The 15553-nt window shown below is 62.3% G+C and carries 11 protein-coding genes and 1 tRNA gene; 9 read left to right on the top strand and 3 right to left on the bottom strand.

All coding sequences use genetic code 11. The annotated features are described in order from the left end of the window. Nucleotides 1-69 precede the first annotated feature (69 nt). From CAG18_RS21330 to CAG18_RS21320, 3 genes are read left to right on the top strand one after another with little or no spacing between them, the layout of a single operon-like run. Nucleotides 70-1341: a YeaH/YhbH family protein gene (locus CAG18_RS21330; protein ID WP_013970586.1), complete on the top strand. Its 1272-nt coding sequence runs from the start codon at nt 70-72 to the stop codon at nt 1339-1341. Next, the gene (locus tag CAG18_RS21325) at nt 1338-2906 is read left to right on the top strand and encodes a SpoVR family protein (RefSeq protein ID WP_013970585.1); all 1569 of its coding nucleotides are present in this window, start codon (nt 1338-1340) and stop codon (nt 2904-2906) included. The genes CAG18_RS21330 and CAG18_RS21325 overlap by 4 nt, the downstream gene beginning before the upstream one ends. A gap of 55 nt (nt 2907-2961) precedes the next feature. Beyond that, nucleotides 2962-4068: a multifunctional CCA addition/repair protein gene (locus CAG18_RS21320; protein ID WP_054573704.1), complete on the top strand. Its 1107-nt coding sequence runs from the start codon at nt 2962-2964 to the stop codon at nt 4066-4068. 110 nt (nt 4069-4178) lie between these two features. Here the strand turns inward: CAG18_RS21320 and folK are convergent, their stop codons facing one another. Continuing rightward, complete coding sequence (gene folK, locus CAG18_RS21315) at nt 4179-4688, bottom strand: 2-amino-4-hydroxy-6-hydroxymethyldihydropteridine diphosphokinase (RefSeq protein ID WP_013970583.1); 510 nt, start codon at nt 4686-4688, stop codon at nt 4179-4181. Then, nucleotides 4679-5035, bottom strand: a complete 357-nt coding sequence (gene folB, locus CAG18_RS21310) for a dihydroneopterin aldolase (protein WP_004375185.1) — start codon at nt 5033-5035, stop codon at nt 4679-4681. The genes folK and folB overlap by 10 nt, the downstream gene beginning before the upstream one ends. A 74-nt stretch (nt 5036-5109) precedes the next feature. Here folB and plsY point away from each other — a divergent pair, with 74 nt between their 5' ends. Then, nucleotides 5110-5679, top strand: coding sequence for a glycerol-3-phosphate 1-O-acyltransferase PlsY (plsY, locus tag CAG18_RS21305; RefSeq protein ID WP_013970581.1), 570 nt, complete (start codon nt 5110-5112; stop codon nt 5677-5679). 3 nt (nt 5680-5682) lie between these two features. On the opposite strand, the gene tsaD is transcribed toward plsY, so the two are convergent. Next, entirely contained in the window at nt 5683-6708 is a 1026-nt protein-coding gene (gene tsaD / locus CAG18_RS21300) for a tRNA (adenosine(37)-N6)-threonylcarbamoyltransferase complex transferase subunit TsaD (protein WP_023661234.1), read from the bottom strand. 204 nt (nt 6709-6912) lie between these two features. Here tsaD and rpsU point away from each other — a divergent pair, with 204 nt between their 5' ends. The 5 genes from rpsU (at nt 6913) to CAG18_RS21275 (ending at nt 15482) form a co-directional block, all read left to right on the top strand. Next, entirely contained in the window at nt 6913-7128 is a 216-nt protein-coding gene (rpsU, locus tag CAG18_RS21295) for a 30S ribosomal protein S21 (RefSeq protein ID WP_003255575.1), read from the top strand. A gap of 303 nt (nt 7129-7431) precedes the next feature. Continuing rightward, nucleotides 7432-9414, top strand: a complete 1983-nt coding sequence (gene dnaG, locus CAG18_RS21290) for a DNA primase (protein WP_013970579.1) — start codon at nt 7432-7434, stop codon at nt 9412-9414. A 67-nt stretch (nt 9415-9481) separates the two neighbouring features. After that, entirely contained in the window at nt 9482-11332 is a 1851-nt protein-coding gene (gene rpoD, locus CAG18_RS21285; protein WP_013970578.1) for an RNA polymerase sigma factor RpoD, read from the top strand. A 313-nt stretch (nt 11333-11645) separates the two neighbouring features. Next, nucleotides 11646-15389 carry a bifunctional diguanylate cyclase/phosphodiesterase gene (locus tag CAG18_RS21280; RefSeq protein ID WP_085721490.1) on the top strand — a complete coding sequence of 1248 codons (3744 nt, stop codon included), beginning with the start codon at nt 11646-11648 and terminating at the stop codon, nt 15387-15389. 16 nt (nt 15390-15405) lie between these two features. Then, nucleotides 15406-15482 (top strand) — tRNA-Ile (locus tag CAG18_RS21275). The last annotated feature ends 71 nt before the right edge of the window (nt 15483-15553 follow it).

Here is a 15553-nt window from a genome sequence, read left to right as displayed (position 1 = left end):
CTTTGCTGCCTTTATGTGCAGCAGCTCGTAGCTTGAAGCGTGCAGCTGTTCCCAGCTACCGGAGGGACCATGAGCTACGTTATAGATCGACGCCTGAACGGCAAGAACAAGAGCACGGTGAACCGCCAGCGCTTCCTGCGGCGGTACCGCGAACACATCAAGAAAGCCGTCGAAGAGGCGGTGAGCCGCCGTTCCATCATGGACATGGAACATGGCGAGCAGATCAGCATTCCGGGGCGCGATATCGACGAACCGGTGCTGCACCATGGTCGCGGGGGCAAGCAGACCATCGTGCATCCAGGCAACAAGGAATTCACCGCCGGTGAACACATCCCAAGGCCACAAGGCGGCGGCGGTGGCAGCGGCCGCGGCAAGGCCGGCAACTCCGGCGAGGGCATGGACGACTTCGTCTTCCAGATCACCCAGGAAGAATTCCTCGAGTTCATGTTCGAGGACCTCGAGCTACCCAACCTGGTCAAACGTCACCTGACCGGGGCCGACACTTTCAAGACCGTGCGCGCCGGTATCGCCAACGAAGGCAACCCGTCACGTATCAACATCGTGCGCACCCTGCGTTCGGCCCATGCCCGGCGCATCGCCCTGACCGGCAGCAGCCGCGCACTGCTGCGCGAAGCGCAAAAGGAACTCGCCCGCCTGAAGGTCGAGGAGCCAGACAACTTCACCGATATCCAGGAAGTCGAACACGAGATCGAACGCCTGAAGGCACGCATCAACCGCCTGCCCTTCCTCGACACCTTCGACCTCAAGTACAACCTGCTGGTCAAGCAGCCCAACCCCAGTTCCAAGGCTGTGATGTTCTGCCTGATGGACGTGTCCGGCTCGATGACCCAGGCCACCAAGGACATCGCCAAGCGCTTCTTCATCCTGCTGTACCTGTTCCTCAAGCGTAACTACGACCGCATCGAAGTGGTGTTCATCCGCCACCACACCAGCGCTCGTGAAGTCGACGAGGAAGAATTCTTCTATTCGCGGGAAACCGGCGGCACCATCGTTTCCAGCGCACTCAAATTGATGCAGGAGGTCATGGCCGAACGCTACCCGGCCAGCGACTGGAACATCTACGCCGCCCAGGCTTCCGACGGCGACAACTGGAACGACGACTCGCCGATCTGCCGCGACATCCTGGCCAAGCAGATCATGCCGCATGTGCAGTACTACACTTACGTTGAAATCACTCCGCGTGAACACCAGGCGCTGTGGTACGAATACGAGCGCATCGGCGAAGCCTTCCCCGACACGTTCGCCCAGCAGCAGTTGGTATCGGCCGGCGATATCTACCCGGTCTTCCGTGAACTCTTCCAGCGCAGGTTAGCCACATGACCGCCAGAGCACAGAGACGCCAACCTATTTCCACCGGGTCCGAGTGGACGTTCGAACTGATCCAGACCTACGACCGGGAAATCAGCCGCCTGGCCGAGCGTTACGCCCTGGACACCTACCCCAACCAGATCGAGGTCATTACCGCCGAGCAGATGATGGACGCCTACGCCTCGGTCGGGATGCCGCTGGGTTATCACCACTGGTCCTACGGCAAGCAGTTCCTCAGCACGGAGAAGTCCTACAGCCGTGGCCAGATGGGCTTGGCCTACGAGATCGTGATCAACTCCGACCCCTGCATCGCCTACCTGATGGAAGAAAACACCATGTGCATGCAGGCACTGGTGATCGCCCACGCCTGCTACGGCCATAACAGTTTCTTCAAGGGCAACTACCTGTTCCGCACCTGGACCGACGCCAGTTCAATCATCGACTACCTGGTGTTCGCCAAGCAGTACATCGCCCAGTGCGAAGAGCGCCATGGCATTGATGCCGTGGAAGACCTGATCGACTCCTGCCATGCCCTCATGAACTACGGCGTCGACCGCTACAAGCGGCCTTATCCGATTTCCGCCGAAGAGGAGCGGCGGCGGCAGAAGGAGCGCGAGGAGCACCTGCAGCGGCAGATCAATGACCTTTGGCGGACCATTCCGAAGAGCGCCGACAAGGGTAACGAGCGAGATGATGCGCGCTTCCCCGCCGAACCGCAGGAAAACATCCTGTATTTCATCGAGAAGAACGCCCCGCTGCTGGAGCCCTGGCAACGTGAAGTGGTGCGCATCGTGCGCAAGATCGCCCAGTATTTCTACCCGCAGCGCCAGACCCAAGTGATGAACGAAGGCTGGGCGACGTTCTGGCACTACACACTGATGAACGACCTGTACGACGAGGGGCTGATCACCGAAGGCTTCATGATGGAGTTCCTGCAATCCCACACCAGCGTGGTATTCCAGCCCGGCTTCGACAGCCCCTACTACAACGGCATCAACCCCTACGCACTGGGCTTTGCGATGTATACCGACATCCGCCGCATGTGCGAAAACCCGACCGAAGAAGATCGGCGCTGGTTCCCCGACATTGCCGGCAGCGACTGGCTTTCTACCATCAAGTTCGCAATGAGCAGCTTCAAGGACGAGAGCTTCATCCTGCAGTACCTGTCGCCGAAGGTCATTCGCGATCTGAAGCTGTTCAGCATCCTCGATGACGACCAGCGCGACGACCTGTATGTACCTGCCATCCACGACGAGGCCGGCTACCGGACCATTCGCGAACTACTGGCGGCGCAGTACAACCTGGGCAACCGCGAACCGAACGTGCAGATCTGGAGCGTTGACCGCCGCGGCGACCGCTCGCTGACCTTGCGTCACCAGCAACACAACCGCAAACCGCTGGGCGATTCTACCGATGAAGTGCTCAAGCACCTGCACCGCCTGTGGGGCTTCGACATCCACCTGGAGACCGTCCAGGGCGAGCAGGTGATGAAAACCCACCACATGCCACCACGCGGCGAGCACGGCGAAAGCGCCGACTATGGCCGCATGGATCTGGCTGTCATTCACCACCTCTAGTGCAACTTCAAGGCTGCCGACGGGTTATCCTGTCGGCAGTTATGGAGAGCTGCACATGCACATCTACAAAGTTGGCGGCGCCGTGCGCGACCGCCTGCTCGGCCGCCCTGTCAGCGATATCGACTGGCTGGTGGTCGGCGCCACGGTCGAGGAAATGCACGCTAAGGGCTTTCGACCGGTCGGCGCTGATTTCCCGGTGTTCCTGCACCCGCAAACCGGCGAGGAATACGCCCTGGCGCGCACCGAGCGCAAGAGCGGGCGGGGCTACGGCGGCTTCACTTTCCACGCCAGCCCCGATGTGACCCTGGAAGAAGACCTGATCCGTCGTGACCTGACCATCAATGCAATGGCCGAGGACGAGACGGGTACGGTATACGATCCCTATCATGGCCAGGACGATATCGACCAGCGCCTTTTACGCCATGTTTCCCCGGCATTCGCCGAAGATCCATTGCGTGTGCTGCGAGTTGCGCGCTTTGCTGCCCGTTATGCACCGCTGGGATTCCGGGTTGCCGATGAGACGCTTGAGCTGATGCGTCAGATCAGTGCCTCTGGCGAATTGCAGGCACTGACCGCCGAGCGCAGCTGGAAGGAAATCGAGCGGGCGCTGATGGAGGCGCAGCCGCAGGTGTTCTTCCAGGTGCTGCATGCTTGTGGGGCCCTGCAGGAGCTGCTGCCAGAGCTAGATGACGCCCCTCAGGCCCTGGCAGCGCTGGAACAGTCGGCAATGCACGAACAGCCCCTGCATGTACGCTGGGCCTGCCTGCTGCAGTCGCTGACACCGGCCGCGATCAAAGCCATCAACCAGCGCCTGAAGGCGCCGCGGGAGTGCCAGGAGCTGGCGCTGCTGACGGGTGAGTGCCTGAAGCTGGGCAACCAGGCGCAGGAGTTGCCCGCCACGGCACTGCTGGGGCTGCTGCAGAAGTTCGATGTGTACCGGCGGCCACAGCGATTCGAAGACTTCCTGATCGCTTCCGAGATGGCAGCGCTGGGCGAGGGCAAAGCGGGTTATCCACAGTCCGAATACCTGCGAGGGGCAGCGGCGGCGGCGCGGGCAGTGGATGTTAAGCCATTGGTGCAGGCAGGGCTGACCGGCCAGGCCTTGGGTGAAGCGCTCAAAGGTGAGCGGCTGAAAGCCCTCGAAGCTTACAAGCTCGGTTGAACATACCGGCCCCTTCGCGGCTAAAGCCGCTCCCACAGGGACGGCGTTGCTCTCGAGGTTGTCGCTGTACCTGTGGGAGCGGCTTTAGCCGCGAAAGGGCCGGTACAGGCTTACGCGGGAGTCAGCTGCAACCCACGCCACTCAAAGGCAACCGGGGCCAACACCTGATCAATCCGCGCCTCCTGCCACAACTGCGCCATTGTCTTGCCTACCCCCGGATGCACAAGCTCCGGCGCCAGCAGCGACAGCGGCCACAGCACAAAGGCGTTCTTCAGGATCTCGGCCCGAGGCAACACCAGCCCATCGAACGTGCCGTGCAAGTCGTCATACATCAGCACGTCGATATCCAGCGGCAGCCCCTTGCGGTCCGGGGCATAGCGGCCATTGTCGGCCTCGATGAACTTCAACCGGCGGTCCAGTTCGATCAACGGCAACGCAGTCTGCCCAGTCACCACGAAGTTGATGAACGGACCGCTCTTGATCCCCACCGCCTGGCTTTCGAACGCCGGCGAGCAGCGCATGTCGGTCAGGATGCCTGCCAACGCATCGAGCCCGGCGCACAAGTGCACCTCGCGATCAATGTTGCTGCCAAGCCCCAGGTAAACCGTGCTCAGAGACATCCGCGCTCGATCTCCACGCCAACACCGCCACGGGCCGCCGGTACCGCACCCGGCTTGGTCAGCTTCAACCGCACCCACGGGATGTGGAACTCTTCCATCAACGTCGCCACCAGGCGCTCGGCGAAAGTTTCAACCAACTCGAAACGCGCCTGTTCGGCAAACGCCTGGATACGGGCCGACACACTGGCATAATCCAGCGCCAGGTTCAGGTCGTCACCCGCCGCAGCCGGGCGGTTATCCCAGGCAAAGCTCAGGTCCAGGCGCAAGCACTGGCGAATATCCCGCTCCCAGTCATAGGCACCGATGACGGTATCGACTTCCAGGCCTTCGATGAACACTCTGTCCAAGCACTTCTCTCCACAGCACGACAAGGGCGACTGGCGCCGTTAGAATCAGGGCGTCCTCGCCCGGAATAGTTAGCATGTTTTGGTTACTGGCGTTGCTCGCCTACCTGCTTGGCTCGCTGTCCTTCGCCATCGTCCTCAGCCGCCTTACGGGCAGCCCGGACCCGCGTTCCAGCGGTTCAGGCAATGCCGGCGCCACCAACATGCTACGCCTGGCAGGCCGCAAACTGGCGATCCTGACCCTGCTTGGCGACCTGTGCAAGGGCCTGTTGCCGGTATTGCTCGCCCGCGGTGCCGGGCTGGACCTGCACGCGCAGGCCTGGGTTGGCGTGTGCGCAGTGCTGGGCCACCTGTTCCCGCTGTACTTCCGCTTCCAGGGCGGCAAGGGCGTGGCAACCGCCGCCGGCATGCTCATGGCCCTGTACTTCCCGGCCGCGCTGCTGGCCATTGGCGCCTGGCTGCTGACCTTCTACCTCACCCGCACCAGCTCGCTGGCGGCGCTGATCGCCACACCGCTGACCTTGCCGTTGCTGGCCTGGCGCGAGCCAGAGGCCCTGCTACCGATCACTGTGCTGACGGCAATGATCGTATGGCGCCACCGCAGCAACCTTCGCGACCTGTTCGCAGGCCGCGAACGGCACTTCTAACGCTTAAACCGGCGGCAACTGCTCCATCGGCCAGCGTGCCTGCACGCTGATTGCCAGGTCCTGCTTTTGCCCGGCCAACAACCGCTGGCAGCCGGCATAGGCGATCATCGCGCCGTTGTCGGTGCAGAACTGCGGGCGCGCGTAGTACACGTTGCCCTTGATGCTGCCGAGCATGTCCTCGAGGGACGCACGCAAGGCCTTGTTGGCGCTGACGCCACCAGCAATGACCAGGCGCTTGAGGCCTGCCTGCTTCAACGCCCGCTTGCACTTGATGGTCAAAGTCTCCACCACCGCCTGCTGGAATGCCAGGGACAGGTCGCAACGGGTTTGCTCACTGTCGTCGCCGGCATCGCGGCACTGCTGCCAGGTGTTCAGGGCAAAGGTTTTCAGGCCGCTGAAGCTGAACTCCAGGCCCGGGCGGTCGGTCATCGGCCGCGGGAACACGAAGCGGCCAGGCACGCCGCGCTCGGCCAGGCGGGCGATTTCCGGGCCACCGGGGTAGTTCAGGCCGATCAGCTTGGCGGTCTTGTCGAACGCTTCGCCGGCGGCGTCGTCCAGGCTCTCGCCCAGCAGCTCGTACTGGCCGATGCCATCGACCCGCACCAGCTGGGTGTGACCACCGGAAACCAACAAAGCGACGAACGGAAACTCCGGTGGGTTTTCCTCCAGCATGGGTGCCAGCAGGTGGCCTTCCATGTGGTGTACGCCAATCGCCGGGATGTCCCAGGCAAAGGCCAGCGCCTGGGCGCACGAGGCCCCCACCAGCAGGGCACCGACCAGGCCAGGGCCTGCGGTGTAGGCGATGGCGTCGATCTCGGTGGCGACGCAGCCGGCCTCATCCAGCACCTGGCGGATGAGTGGCAGCATGCGCTTGACGTGGTCGCGCGAGGCAAGCTCTGGCACCACACCGCCGAACACGCGGTGCAGGTCGATCTGGCTGAACAGCGCGTCGGCCAACAAACCGCGCTCGCTGTCGTATAATGCGACGCCAGTTTCGTCGCAGGATGTTTCCAATCCCAGTACTAGCATGGGTTCGTCCCTTGTGGGGGCTGAATTCGAAGCCGCGCATGATAGTCCCCGTGTCGGATGCCGACCAGCGGTTTTCGATCAGAGGCTTTGCATTCCGGCTTGCTAAGGGTTAACATCCGCAACCCTTGAAAACCGACGTTCTCCAGCACACCTTTGTTTTGCCAGGAGCACGTCTACCCCGGTAATGAATTAAGGTAGCCCTGGATGCCAGCCGTCAAAGTTAAAGAGAACGAACCCTTCGACGTAGCTCTGCGTCGTTTCAAGCGCTCCTGCGAAAAAGCCGGTGTACTGGCTGAAGTTCGTAGCCGCGAGTTTTACGAGAAGCCGACCGCCGAGCGTAAGCGCAAAGCAGCTGCTGCTGTTAAGCGTCACGCCAAGAAAGTTCAGCGCGAACAGCGCCGCGCCGTTCGTCTGTACTAATACAGGCGTTCTACGCAAAGCTTCTGCCCTGCCCGGCTAACCGCCGGGCGATGGCAGTGGTCGTTTCAAACTTGAGCAGCTAGCTCAAGGCCCTGCACAAGCTTCATGCGAACTGCACATGGGCAACCTGCCTGAAACGTCAGAGCTGGTCCTCCTTGTTGTATGACCAGACGTGCACGTCCGACTGACGGGCCCTCAGGGGCTGGCGACGAGCACACATTCCCTCGCACTTTCCCAAGCGGCACTCGCCCCATTCGGCGCGTGAGCGATTAGACTTGCCAGCTGCCAGATGACGAGACTGCCATGGCCGGGCTGATTCCCCAGAGTTTCATTGACGACCTTATCAACCGCCTCGACATCGTCGACGTGGTGAGTTCGCGCGTCCAGCTGAAAAAAACCGGCAAGAACTATTCCGCCTGCTGCCCGTTCCACAAGGAAAAAACCCCCTCCTTCACGGTCAGCCCCGACAAGCAGTTCTACTACTGCTTCGGCTGCGGCGCCGGCGGCAACGCCCTGGGCTTCGTAATGGACCACGACAACCTGGACTTCCCCCAGGCGGTCGAGGAGCTGGCCCGCGCCGCCGGCATGGAAGTACCCCGCGAGCAAGGTCGCCGCGACCACAAGCCGCGCCAGCCAACCGATTCGCCGCTGTACCCGCTGCTGGACGCCGCCTCGGAGTTCTACCGCCAGGCCCTGCGCAGCCACCCGACCCGCAAGGCAGCGGTGGATTACCTCAAGGGCCGCGGCCTGTCCGGGGAAATCGCCCGTGACTTCGGCCTGGGCTTCGCCCCGCCAGGCTGGGATAACCTGCTCAAGCACCTGGGTGCCGACACCTTGCAGCAGAAGGTGATGATCGATGCCGGCCTGTTGATCGAAAACGCCGAAAGCGGCAAGCGCTACGACCGTTTCCGCGACCGGGTGATGTTCCCGATCCGCGACAGCCGCGGACGCATCATCGCCTTTGGTGGCCGAGTGCTCGGCGACGACAAGCCCAAGTATCTGAACTCCCCGGAAACCCCGGTGTTCCACAAGGGCCAGGAACTCTACGGCCTGTACGAGGCACGCAAGCACAACCGCAACCTCGACGAAATCATCGTCGTCGAGGGCTACATGGACGTCATTGCCCTGGCCCAGCAGGGCCTGCGCAACGCCGTGGCCACCCTCGGCACCGCCACCAGCGAAGAGCACCTCAAGCGCCTGTTCCGCGTGGTACCCAGCGTGCTGTTCTGCTTCGACGGTGACCAGGCCGGGCGCAAGGCCGCCTGGCGCGCCCTGGAGTCGACCCTGTCGAACCTGCAGGACGGCCGCCGCGCGCGCTTCCTGTTCCTGCCCGAAGGCGAAGACCCGGACAGCCTGGTGCGCGCCGAAGGCACCGACGCCTTCATGGCCCGCATCAACCAGCACGCCCAGCCGCTGGCCGATTACTTCTTCGAGCAGCTAAGCGTCGAAGCCGACCCGCGCTCGCTGGAAGGCAAGGCGCACATGGCGACCCTTGCCGCACCGCTGATCGAAAAGATCCCCGGCGCCAACCTGCGCCAGCTGATGCGCAACCGCCTTAAGGAAATCACCGGCCTCGACCCGCAGCAGGTCGAGCAACTGGCGCAACACGCCCCGGCCACCAGCAGCGTGCCGGACTACGACCCTGGCTACGACTATGACGCCATGGCCAGCTATACCCCCGATTACGGCGACATGCCGCAGCACGACTTCGCCCCCGTTCATCAGGAACAGGAGTGGAAGCCGAACAAGGGCGCTGGCAAGAAGCAATGGGGCGACAAACCCTGGGACAAGAACCGCAAGGGTGGCAAGCCATGGCAGCAGCGTGACGAAGCACCACCACGCGTACCGGCCCCGGTCGAGCCACCCACCCTGGCCGCCCTGCGCACCTTGCTGCACCACCCTCTGCTGGCCGGCAAGGTGGAAGATGCCAGCCACTTCGCCGATGAAGAACACTTGTACAGCCAGCTGCTGGTGGCACTGATCGAAGCCGCGCAGAAAAATCCTGGGCTAAGCTCAATGCAGTTGATCGCACGTTGGCACGGCACCGAACAGGGGCGCCTGCTGCGGGCCCTGGCGGAAAAGGAATGGCTGATCGTGGCCGACAACCTTGAACAACAGTTTTTCGACACTATAACTAGCTTGTCCGCCCGCCAACGCGAGCGCAGCCTGGAACAACTGCTCAGGAAATCACGTCAAAGCGAATTGACCAGCGAGGAAAAAACCCAGCTCCTCGCCCTGCTGAGCCGGAATGTTCCCGCACAAACGCCGACCTCATCTGGCGCGTGAGGCCCATGCTCGGGTATAATCCTCGGCTTGTTTTTTGCCCGCCAAGACCTTCAGTGGATAGGGTGTTATGTCCGGAAAAGCGCAACAGCAGTCTCGTATCAAAGAGTTGATCACCCGCGGTCGTGAGCAGGGCTACCTGACTTACGCGGAGGTCAACGACCACCTGCCTGAGGATATTTCAGATCCGGAACAGGTGGAAGACATCATCCGCATGATCAACGACATGGGGATCAACGTATTCGAGAGTGCTCCGGATGCGGATGCCCTTCTGTTGGCGGAAGCCGACACCGACGAAGCCGCGGCCGAAGAAGCCGCTGCTGCGTTGGCGGCAGTTGAAACCGATATCGGCCGCACGACCGACCCGGTGCGCATGTACATGCGCGAAATGGGCACCGTCGAGCTGCTGACCCGCGAAGGCGAGATCGAAATCGCCAAGCGTATCGAGGAAGGCATCCGTGAAGTCATGGGCGCCATCGCTCACTTCCCGGGCACTGTCGACTACATTCTCAGCGAATATGACCGTGTCACCAGCGAAGGCGGCCGTCTGTCGGACGTTCTCAGCGGTTACATCGATCCTGACGACAATATCGCCGCGCCGACCGAAGAAGTGCCGATCCCAGGCACCAAGGCCGCCGCTGCGAAGGAAGAGTCCGACGACGACGAGGACGAATCCGAAAGCGGTGACGACGAGGAAGAGGCCGAGAGCGGCCCGGACCCGGAAGTCGCCCGTCAGCGTTTCGGCGCGGTCAACGACCAGCTTCAGGCCACCAACAAGGTTCTGAAGAAGAATGGTCGCACCCACCAGGAAAGCATCGACGCCCTGCAGGCCCTGGCCGATTTGTTCATGCCGATCAAGCTGGTACCGAAGCAGTTCGAGGTACTGGTAGAGCGTGTTCGTGACGCCCTGAACCGCCTGCGCCAGCAGGAACGCGCCATCATGCAGCTGTGCGTGCGTGACGCCCGCATGCCGCGTGCCGACTTCCTGCGCATGTTCCCGAGCAACGAAACCGACCAGACCTGGAGCGGTGACCTGGCCAAGCGCAACACCAAATGGGCTGCCGCCCTGGGTGAAAAGGACGCTGCCATCGTCGCTTGCCAGCAGAAGCTGATCGACCTTGAGACCGAAACCGGCCTGACCGTTGCCGAGATCAAGGAAATCAACCGTCGCATGTCGATCGGTGAAGCCAAGGCCCGCCGCGCCAAGAAAGAAATGGTCGAGGCGAACCTGCGTCTGGTTATCTCCATCGCCAAGAAGTACACCAACCGTGGCTTGCAATTCCTCGACCTGATCCAGGAAGGCAACATCGGCTTGATGAAAGCGGTGGACAAGTTCGAATACCGTCGCGGCTACAAGTTCTCGACCTATGCCACCTGGTGGATCCGCCAGGCGATCACCCGTTCGATCGCCGACCAGGCGCGCACCATCCGTATTCCGGTGCACATGATCGAGACGATCAACAAGCTCAACCGTATTTCCCGCCAGATGCTGCAGGAAATGGGTCGCGAACCGACCCCGGAAGAGCTGGGCGAGCGCATGGAAATGCCTGAGGACAAGATCCGCAAGGTACTGAAGATCGCCAAAGAGCCGATCTCCATGGAAACCCCGATCGGTGACGACGAAGATTCGCACCTGGGCGACTTCATCGAGGACTCGACCATGCAGTCCCCGATTGACGTGGCCACGGTCGAAAGCCTCAAGGAAGCCACTCGTGACGTGCTCTCGGGCCTGACCGCACGCGAAGCCAAGGTGCTGCGTATGCGCTTCGGTATCGACATGAACACCGACCACACCCTCGAAGAGGTGGGCAAGCAGTTCGACGTGACCCGCGAGCGGATCCGTCAGATCGAAGCGAAGGCGTTGCGCAAACTGCGCCACCCGACTCGCAGCGAGCATCTGCGCTCCTTCCTCGACGAGTGATGACAAAACCCCGGCCCAGGCCGGGGTTTTTCTTTTCCGGCTGTTGCGCAAAATCTGAATTCTGGCGCGATCTCTGTAGGAGCAGCCTTGTGCTGCGAAGAGTCCATTGCAACAGTAGATGATCTTTCGCCTGACTGGCGTCTTCGCAGCACAAGGCTGCTCCTACAGGGGGTGCGCATGCCATGAAGGCCATGCAGGCCGCCCCACACCCGCAAGGCCCTGTCGCCTCTGACAAAAGACCCTGCCCTCCACCGCACATCTGCAGCAATGCCCGTCTACACTCGACTTCATACCACTTGAATGTGAGGCCGCTATGCCGCTGATGCCGGCCATCCTGTTGCTGCTCCTGATCTTGTGGAACACAACGGCCGGCGCCCTGACCCTGACAGACGAGGAGAAAGCCTGGTTGGCTGCCCACCCGCAGCTGAGCCTGGGTGTAGACGCCTCTTGGCCACCGTTCGAGTTTCGCGACCAGGAGGGCCGGTACCAGGGATTGGCCGCCGATTACATCGCCACGATCCAGCAACGCCTGGGCGTGACGCTCAAACCGGTCGAACCCAGCAGCTGGACCGAGGTACTGGCGCAAGCACGCGAAAGCCGCATCGACCTGCTGCCCGGCATCATGTCCACCCCCGAGCGCCAAGGCTACCTGGCCTTCACCCGGCCGTACCTCGACTTTCCCATCGTTATCCTCGCCCACAAAGGCGGTGCACAGCCGCGCAACCTGGACGACCTTTACGGCCTGAAGATTGCCGTGGTCGAAAACTACGCCCCGCACGAACTGCTGCGCACCCAACACCCAGACCTCAACCTGGTGGCCCTACCTAACGTCAGCTCTACCCTGCAGGCCCTGGCCACCGACGAAGTGGACGCTGTGGTCGGTGACCTCGCTTCAAGCATCTGGAGCCTGCGCCAGCTCAAGCTCGACGGCCTCTACGTCAGCGGCGAAACGCCCTACCGCTACCAATTGGCCATGGCCGCCCCGCGCGACAAGAAAGTACTGGTCGGCATTCTCGACAAAGTGATAGCCGACATGAGCAGCAGCGAAGTCAGCCAGATCCAGCAACGCTGGGTGGGCAATGTGGTCGACCAACGGATGTTCTGGTCGGACCTGCTGGTGTATGGCCTGCCCACGGTGCTGGTATTGATGGCCGTGCTGGCAGCGGTCATCCGCATCAACCGCCGGCTCAGTTCGGAAATTTCACGGCGCATCGCCCTGGAGCAGGAACTGCGCAGCAGCGAGTACCACTATCGCAGCCTGGTCGAGAGCCTGTCCGCCATAGCCTGGGAGGCCGACGCCAACGACTTCACCTACAGCTACGTCTCGCCCCACGCAGAAGGCCTGCTCGGTTACCCATTGGCCGACTGGCTCAAACCTGGCTTCTGGCGCAGCATCCTGCACCCGGAGGATGCCCTCTGGGCCCAGGCCTACTGCGACAGCGAGACTGCCGCCGGCCGCGACCACAGCCTCGACTACCGGGTGATCAGGGCCGATGGCCAGCCACTGTGGGTACGCAACATCGTCAGCATGATCGAGCATGGTCACCAGCCGGTGATGCGTGGCCTGATGATCGACATCAGCGAGACCAAGCGCACCGAGGACGCCCTGCGCCTGTCCGAGCAGAAGTTCGCCTCGGTGTTCCAGCAGTGCCCCGACATCCTGCTGATCGCCCGCCACAGCGACGGCTGCCTGCTGGAGGTGAACGAGGCCTTCGAAGAGCAGATCGGCCTCACCCCGAGCCAGGTAATTGGCCGCACCGCCACCGAGCTCAACCTGTGGGGCGTCGAAGGCACCGGCCCGCGGCTGCTCGAACGCCTGCACCGGGGCGGTATCCGCAACCTGGAAATGAGTTTCCGCCGCAGCAACGGCCAACTGTTCACCGGCCTGACCTCGGCCGAAACCTTCGAACTCGACGGCAACCTCGCGCTGGTGGTAGCGGTACGCGATATCAGCCAGCTCAAGGAAACCCAGGAGCAGCTGCAAATCTCGGAAGAGAAATTCGCCAAGGCCTTCCATGCCTCGCCCGATGGCCTGCTGCTGTCGCGCCAGAGCGACGGCTTGCTGCTTGAAGTGAACGAGGGCTTCTGCCGCCTCACCGGCTATGACCTCAGCCCGACGCTCGACCAGACCTCGCTGGACCTGGGCATCTGGGTCGACCTCAACGAGCGCAAGCGCCTGGTCGAACAGCTCAACCGCGACGGTTTCGTACGCGACTTCACGTGCCACCTGCGCCGCAGTGATGGGCAGATTCGCCTCTGCGAGCTCTCTGCACGGCCGCTGCCGATTGCTGGCGACGACTGCATGCTGACCATCGCCCGGGACATCACCGAGCGCCACCTGATGCAGGAAAAGCTGCAGCTGGCCGCCACCGTGTTCGAGAACACCGCCGAAGGCGTGCTGATCACCGACATCGACCAGCGCATCAGTGCCGTCAACCGCGCCTTCAGCGAAATCACCGGCTACAGCGAGATCGAAGCCCTCGGCCAGACTCCGCGCCTGCTTGCCTCCGGCCAGCACGACAGCGCGTTCTATGTCGCCATGTGGCACCAGCTGACCGACGAAGGCCACTGGCAAGGCGAGATCTACAACAAGCGCAAGAACGGCGAGCTGTACCCCGGCTGGCTGACCATCAGCGCCGTGCGCAACAGAGAACGCGAGATCACCCACTTCGTCGCCGTGTTCGCCGACATCTCCAGCCTCAAGCATGCCCAGGCCAAGCTCGACTACCAGGCCCACCACGACCCGCTGACCGGCCTGCCCAATCGTGCCCTGTTCGAGAACCGCCTGCAGGCCGCGCTCACCTGCTCGCAAGTGTCCAACCGCAAGGGCGCGGTGCTGTTCCTCGACCTCGACCGTTTCAAGCACATCAACGACAGCCTCGGCCACCCGGTCGGCGACCTGCTGCTCAAGGGCATCGCCCAACGCCTGAAGGAGCAGGTGCGTGATGTCGACACCGTGGCCCGCCTGGGCGGCGATGAGTTCATCATCCTGCTGCCCGGCCTGCACAAACCCAGTGACGCCAGCGCCATCGCCAACAAGCTGCTGACCTGCTTCAACGCGCCGTTCCAGGCCGGCGAGCACGAGTTCTTCACCAGCGCCAGCATCGGCATCAGCCTTTATCCACAGGACGGCACCGACGTTGCCACACTGATTCGCAACGCCGACGCAGCCATGTACCGCTCCAAGGCCAAGGGCCGTAACCGCGTCGAAGCCTACACCCTCGACCTCACCGCCCAGGCCAGCGAACGCATCGCCCTGGAGCACGAACTGCGCCGCGCCATCGAGCGCAACGAACTGAGCCTGTGCTTCCAGCCCAAGCTCAGCCTCAAGACACAGAGCCTGGTCGGTGCCGAAGCGCTGATCCGCTGGAGCCACCCGACCTTTGGTGAAGTGCCGCCAGAGCACTTCATCCACCTGGCGGAAGAGAACGGCACCATCCTCCAGATCGGCGACTGGGTACTGGAACAGGCCTGCCGGCAGATGCAGGCCTGGAAGATGCACTACGACCCCTTCGGCCCACTGTCGATAAACCTCGCCGGCGCCCAGTTACGCCACCCCCACCTTGCCCGGCGCATCGAACAGTTGCTGAAGCACTACCAGCTCAAGGCCGGCGACCTGCAGCTGGAAATCACCGAAAACTTCATCATGAGCCAGGCAGAGGAAGCCCTGGCCGTGCTGTACCAGCTGAAGAAGCTGGGCGTGCAGCTGGCCATCGACGACTTCGGCACAGGTTATTCATCGCTGAGCTACCTCAAGCGCCTGCCGCTGGACATCCTCAAGATCGACAAATCCTTCATCCGCGGCCTGCCCGACGACCCTCATGACGCTGCCATCGCCCGCGCGATCATCGCCCTGGGCCGCAGCATGCAGCTGACCATCATTGCCGAGGGTGTGGAAAACCAGGCCCAGCAACGCTTCCTGGCGGCTGAAGGCTGTGAACAGATCCAGGGCTACATCGTCAGCCTGCCCCTGCCCCCGGACGACTTCGCGGCGACGTTTCTTCGCATAGCACTATCGGATCTTTCAGATGGCACAGGTGCGAAACCCTCGTTATAATCCGGCCACTTACTGAGGGCCTATAGCTCAGTCGGTTAGAGCAGAGGACTCATAATCCTTTGGTCCACGGTTCGAGTCCGTGTGGGCCCACCAGATAATCAAAGGCCTACGTTGCAGAACGTAGGCCTTTGTCTTTTCGGGGACTGCAGTCGCCATGTTCTCCT

It is taken from the genome of Pseudomonas sp. B22(2017) (genome assembly GCF_002113105.1).
GTDB classification, from domain to species: Bacteria; Pseudomonadota; Gammaproteobacteria; order Pseudomonadales; family Pseudomonadaceae; genus Aquipseudomonas; species Aquipseudomonas asiatica.
This window is presented reverse-complemented; position numbering and strand designations above follow the sequence as displayed.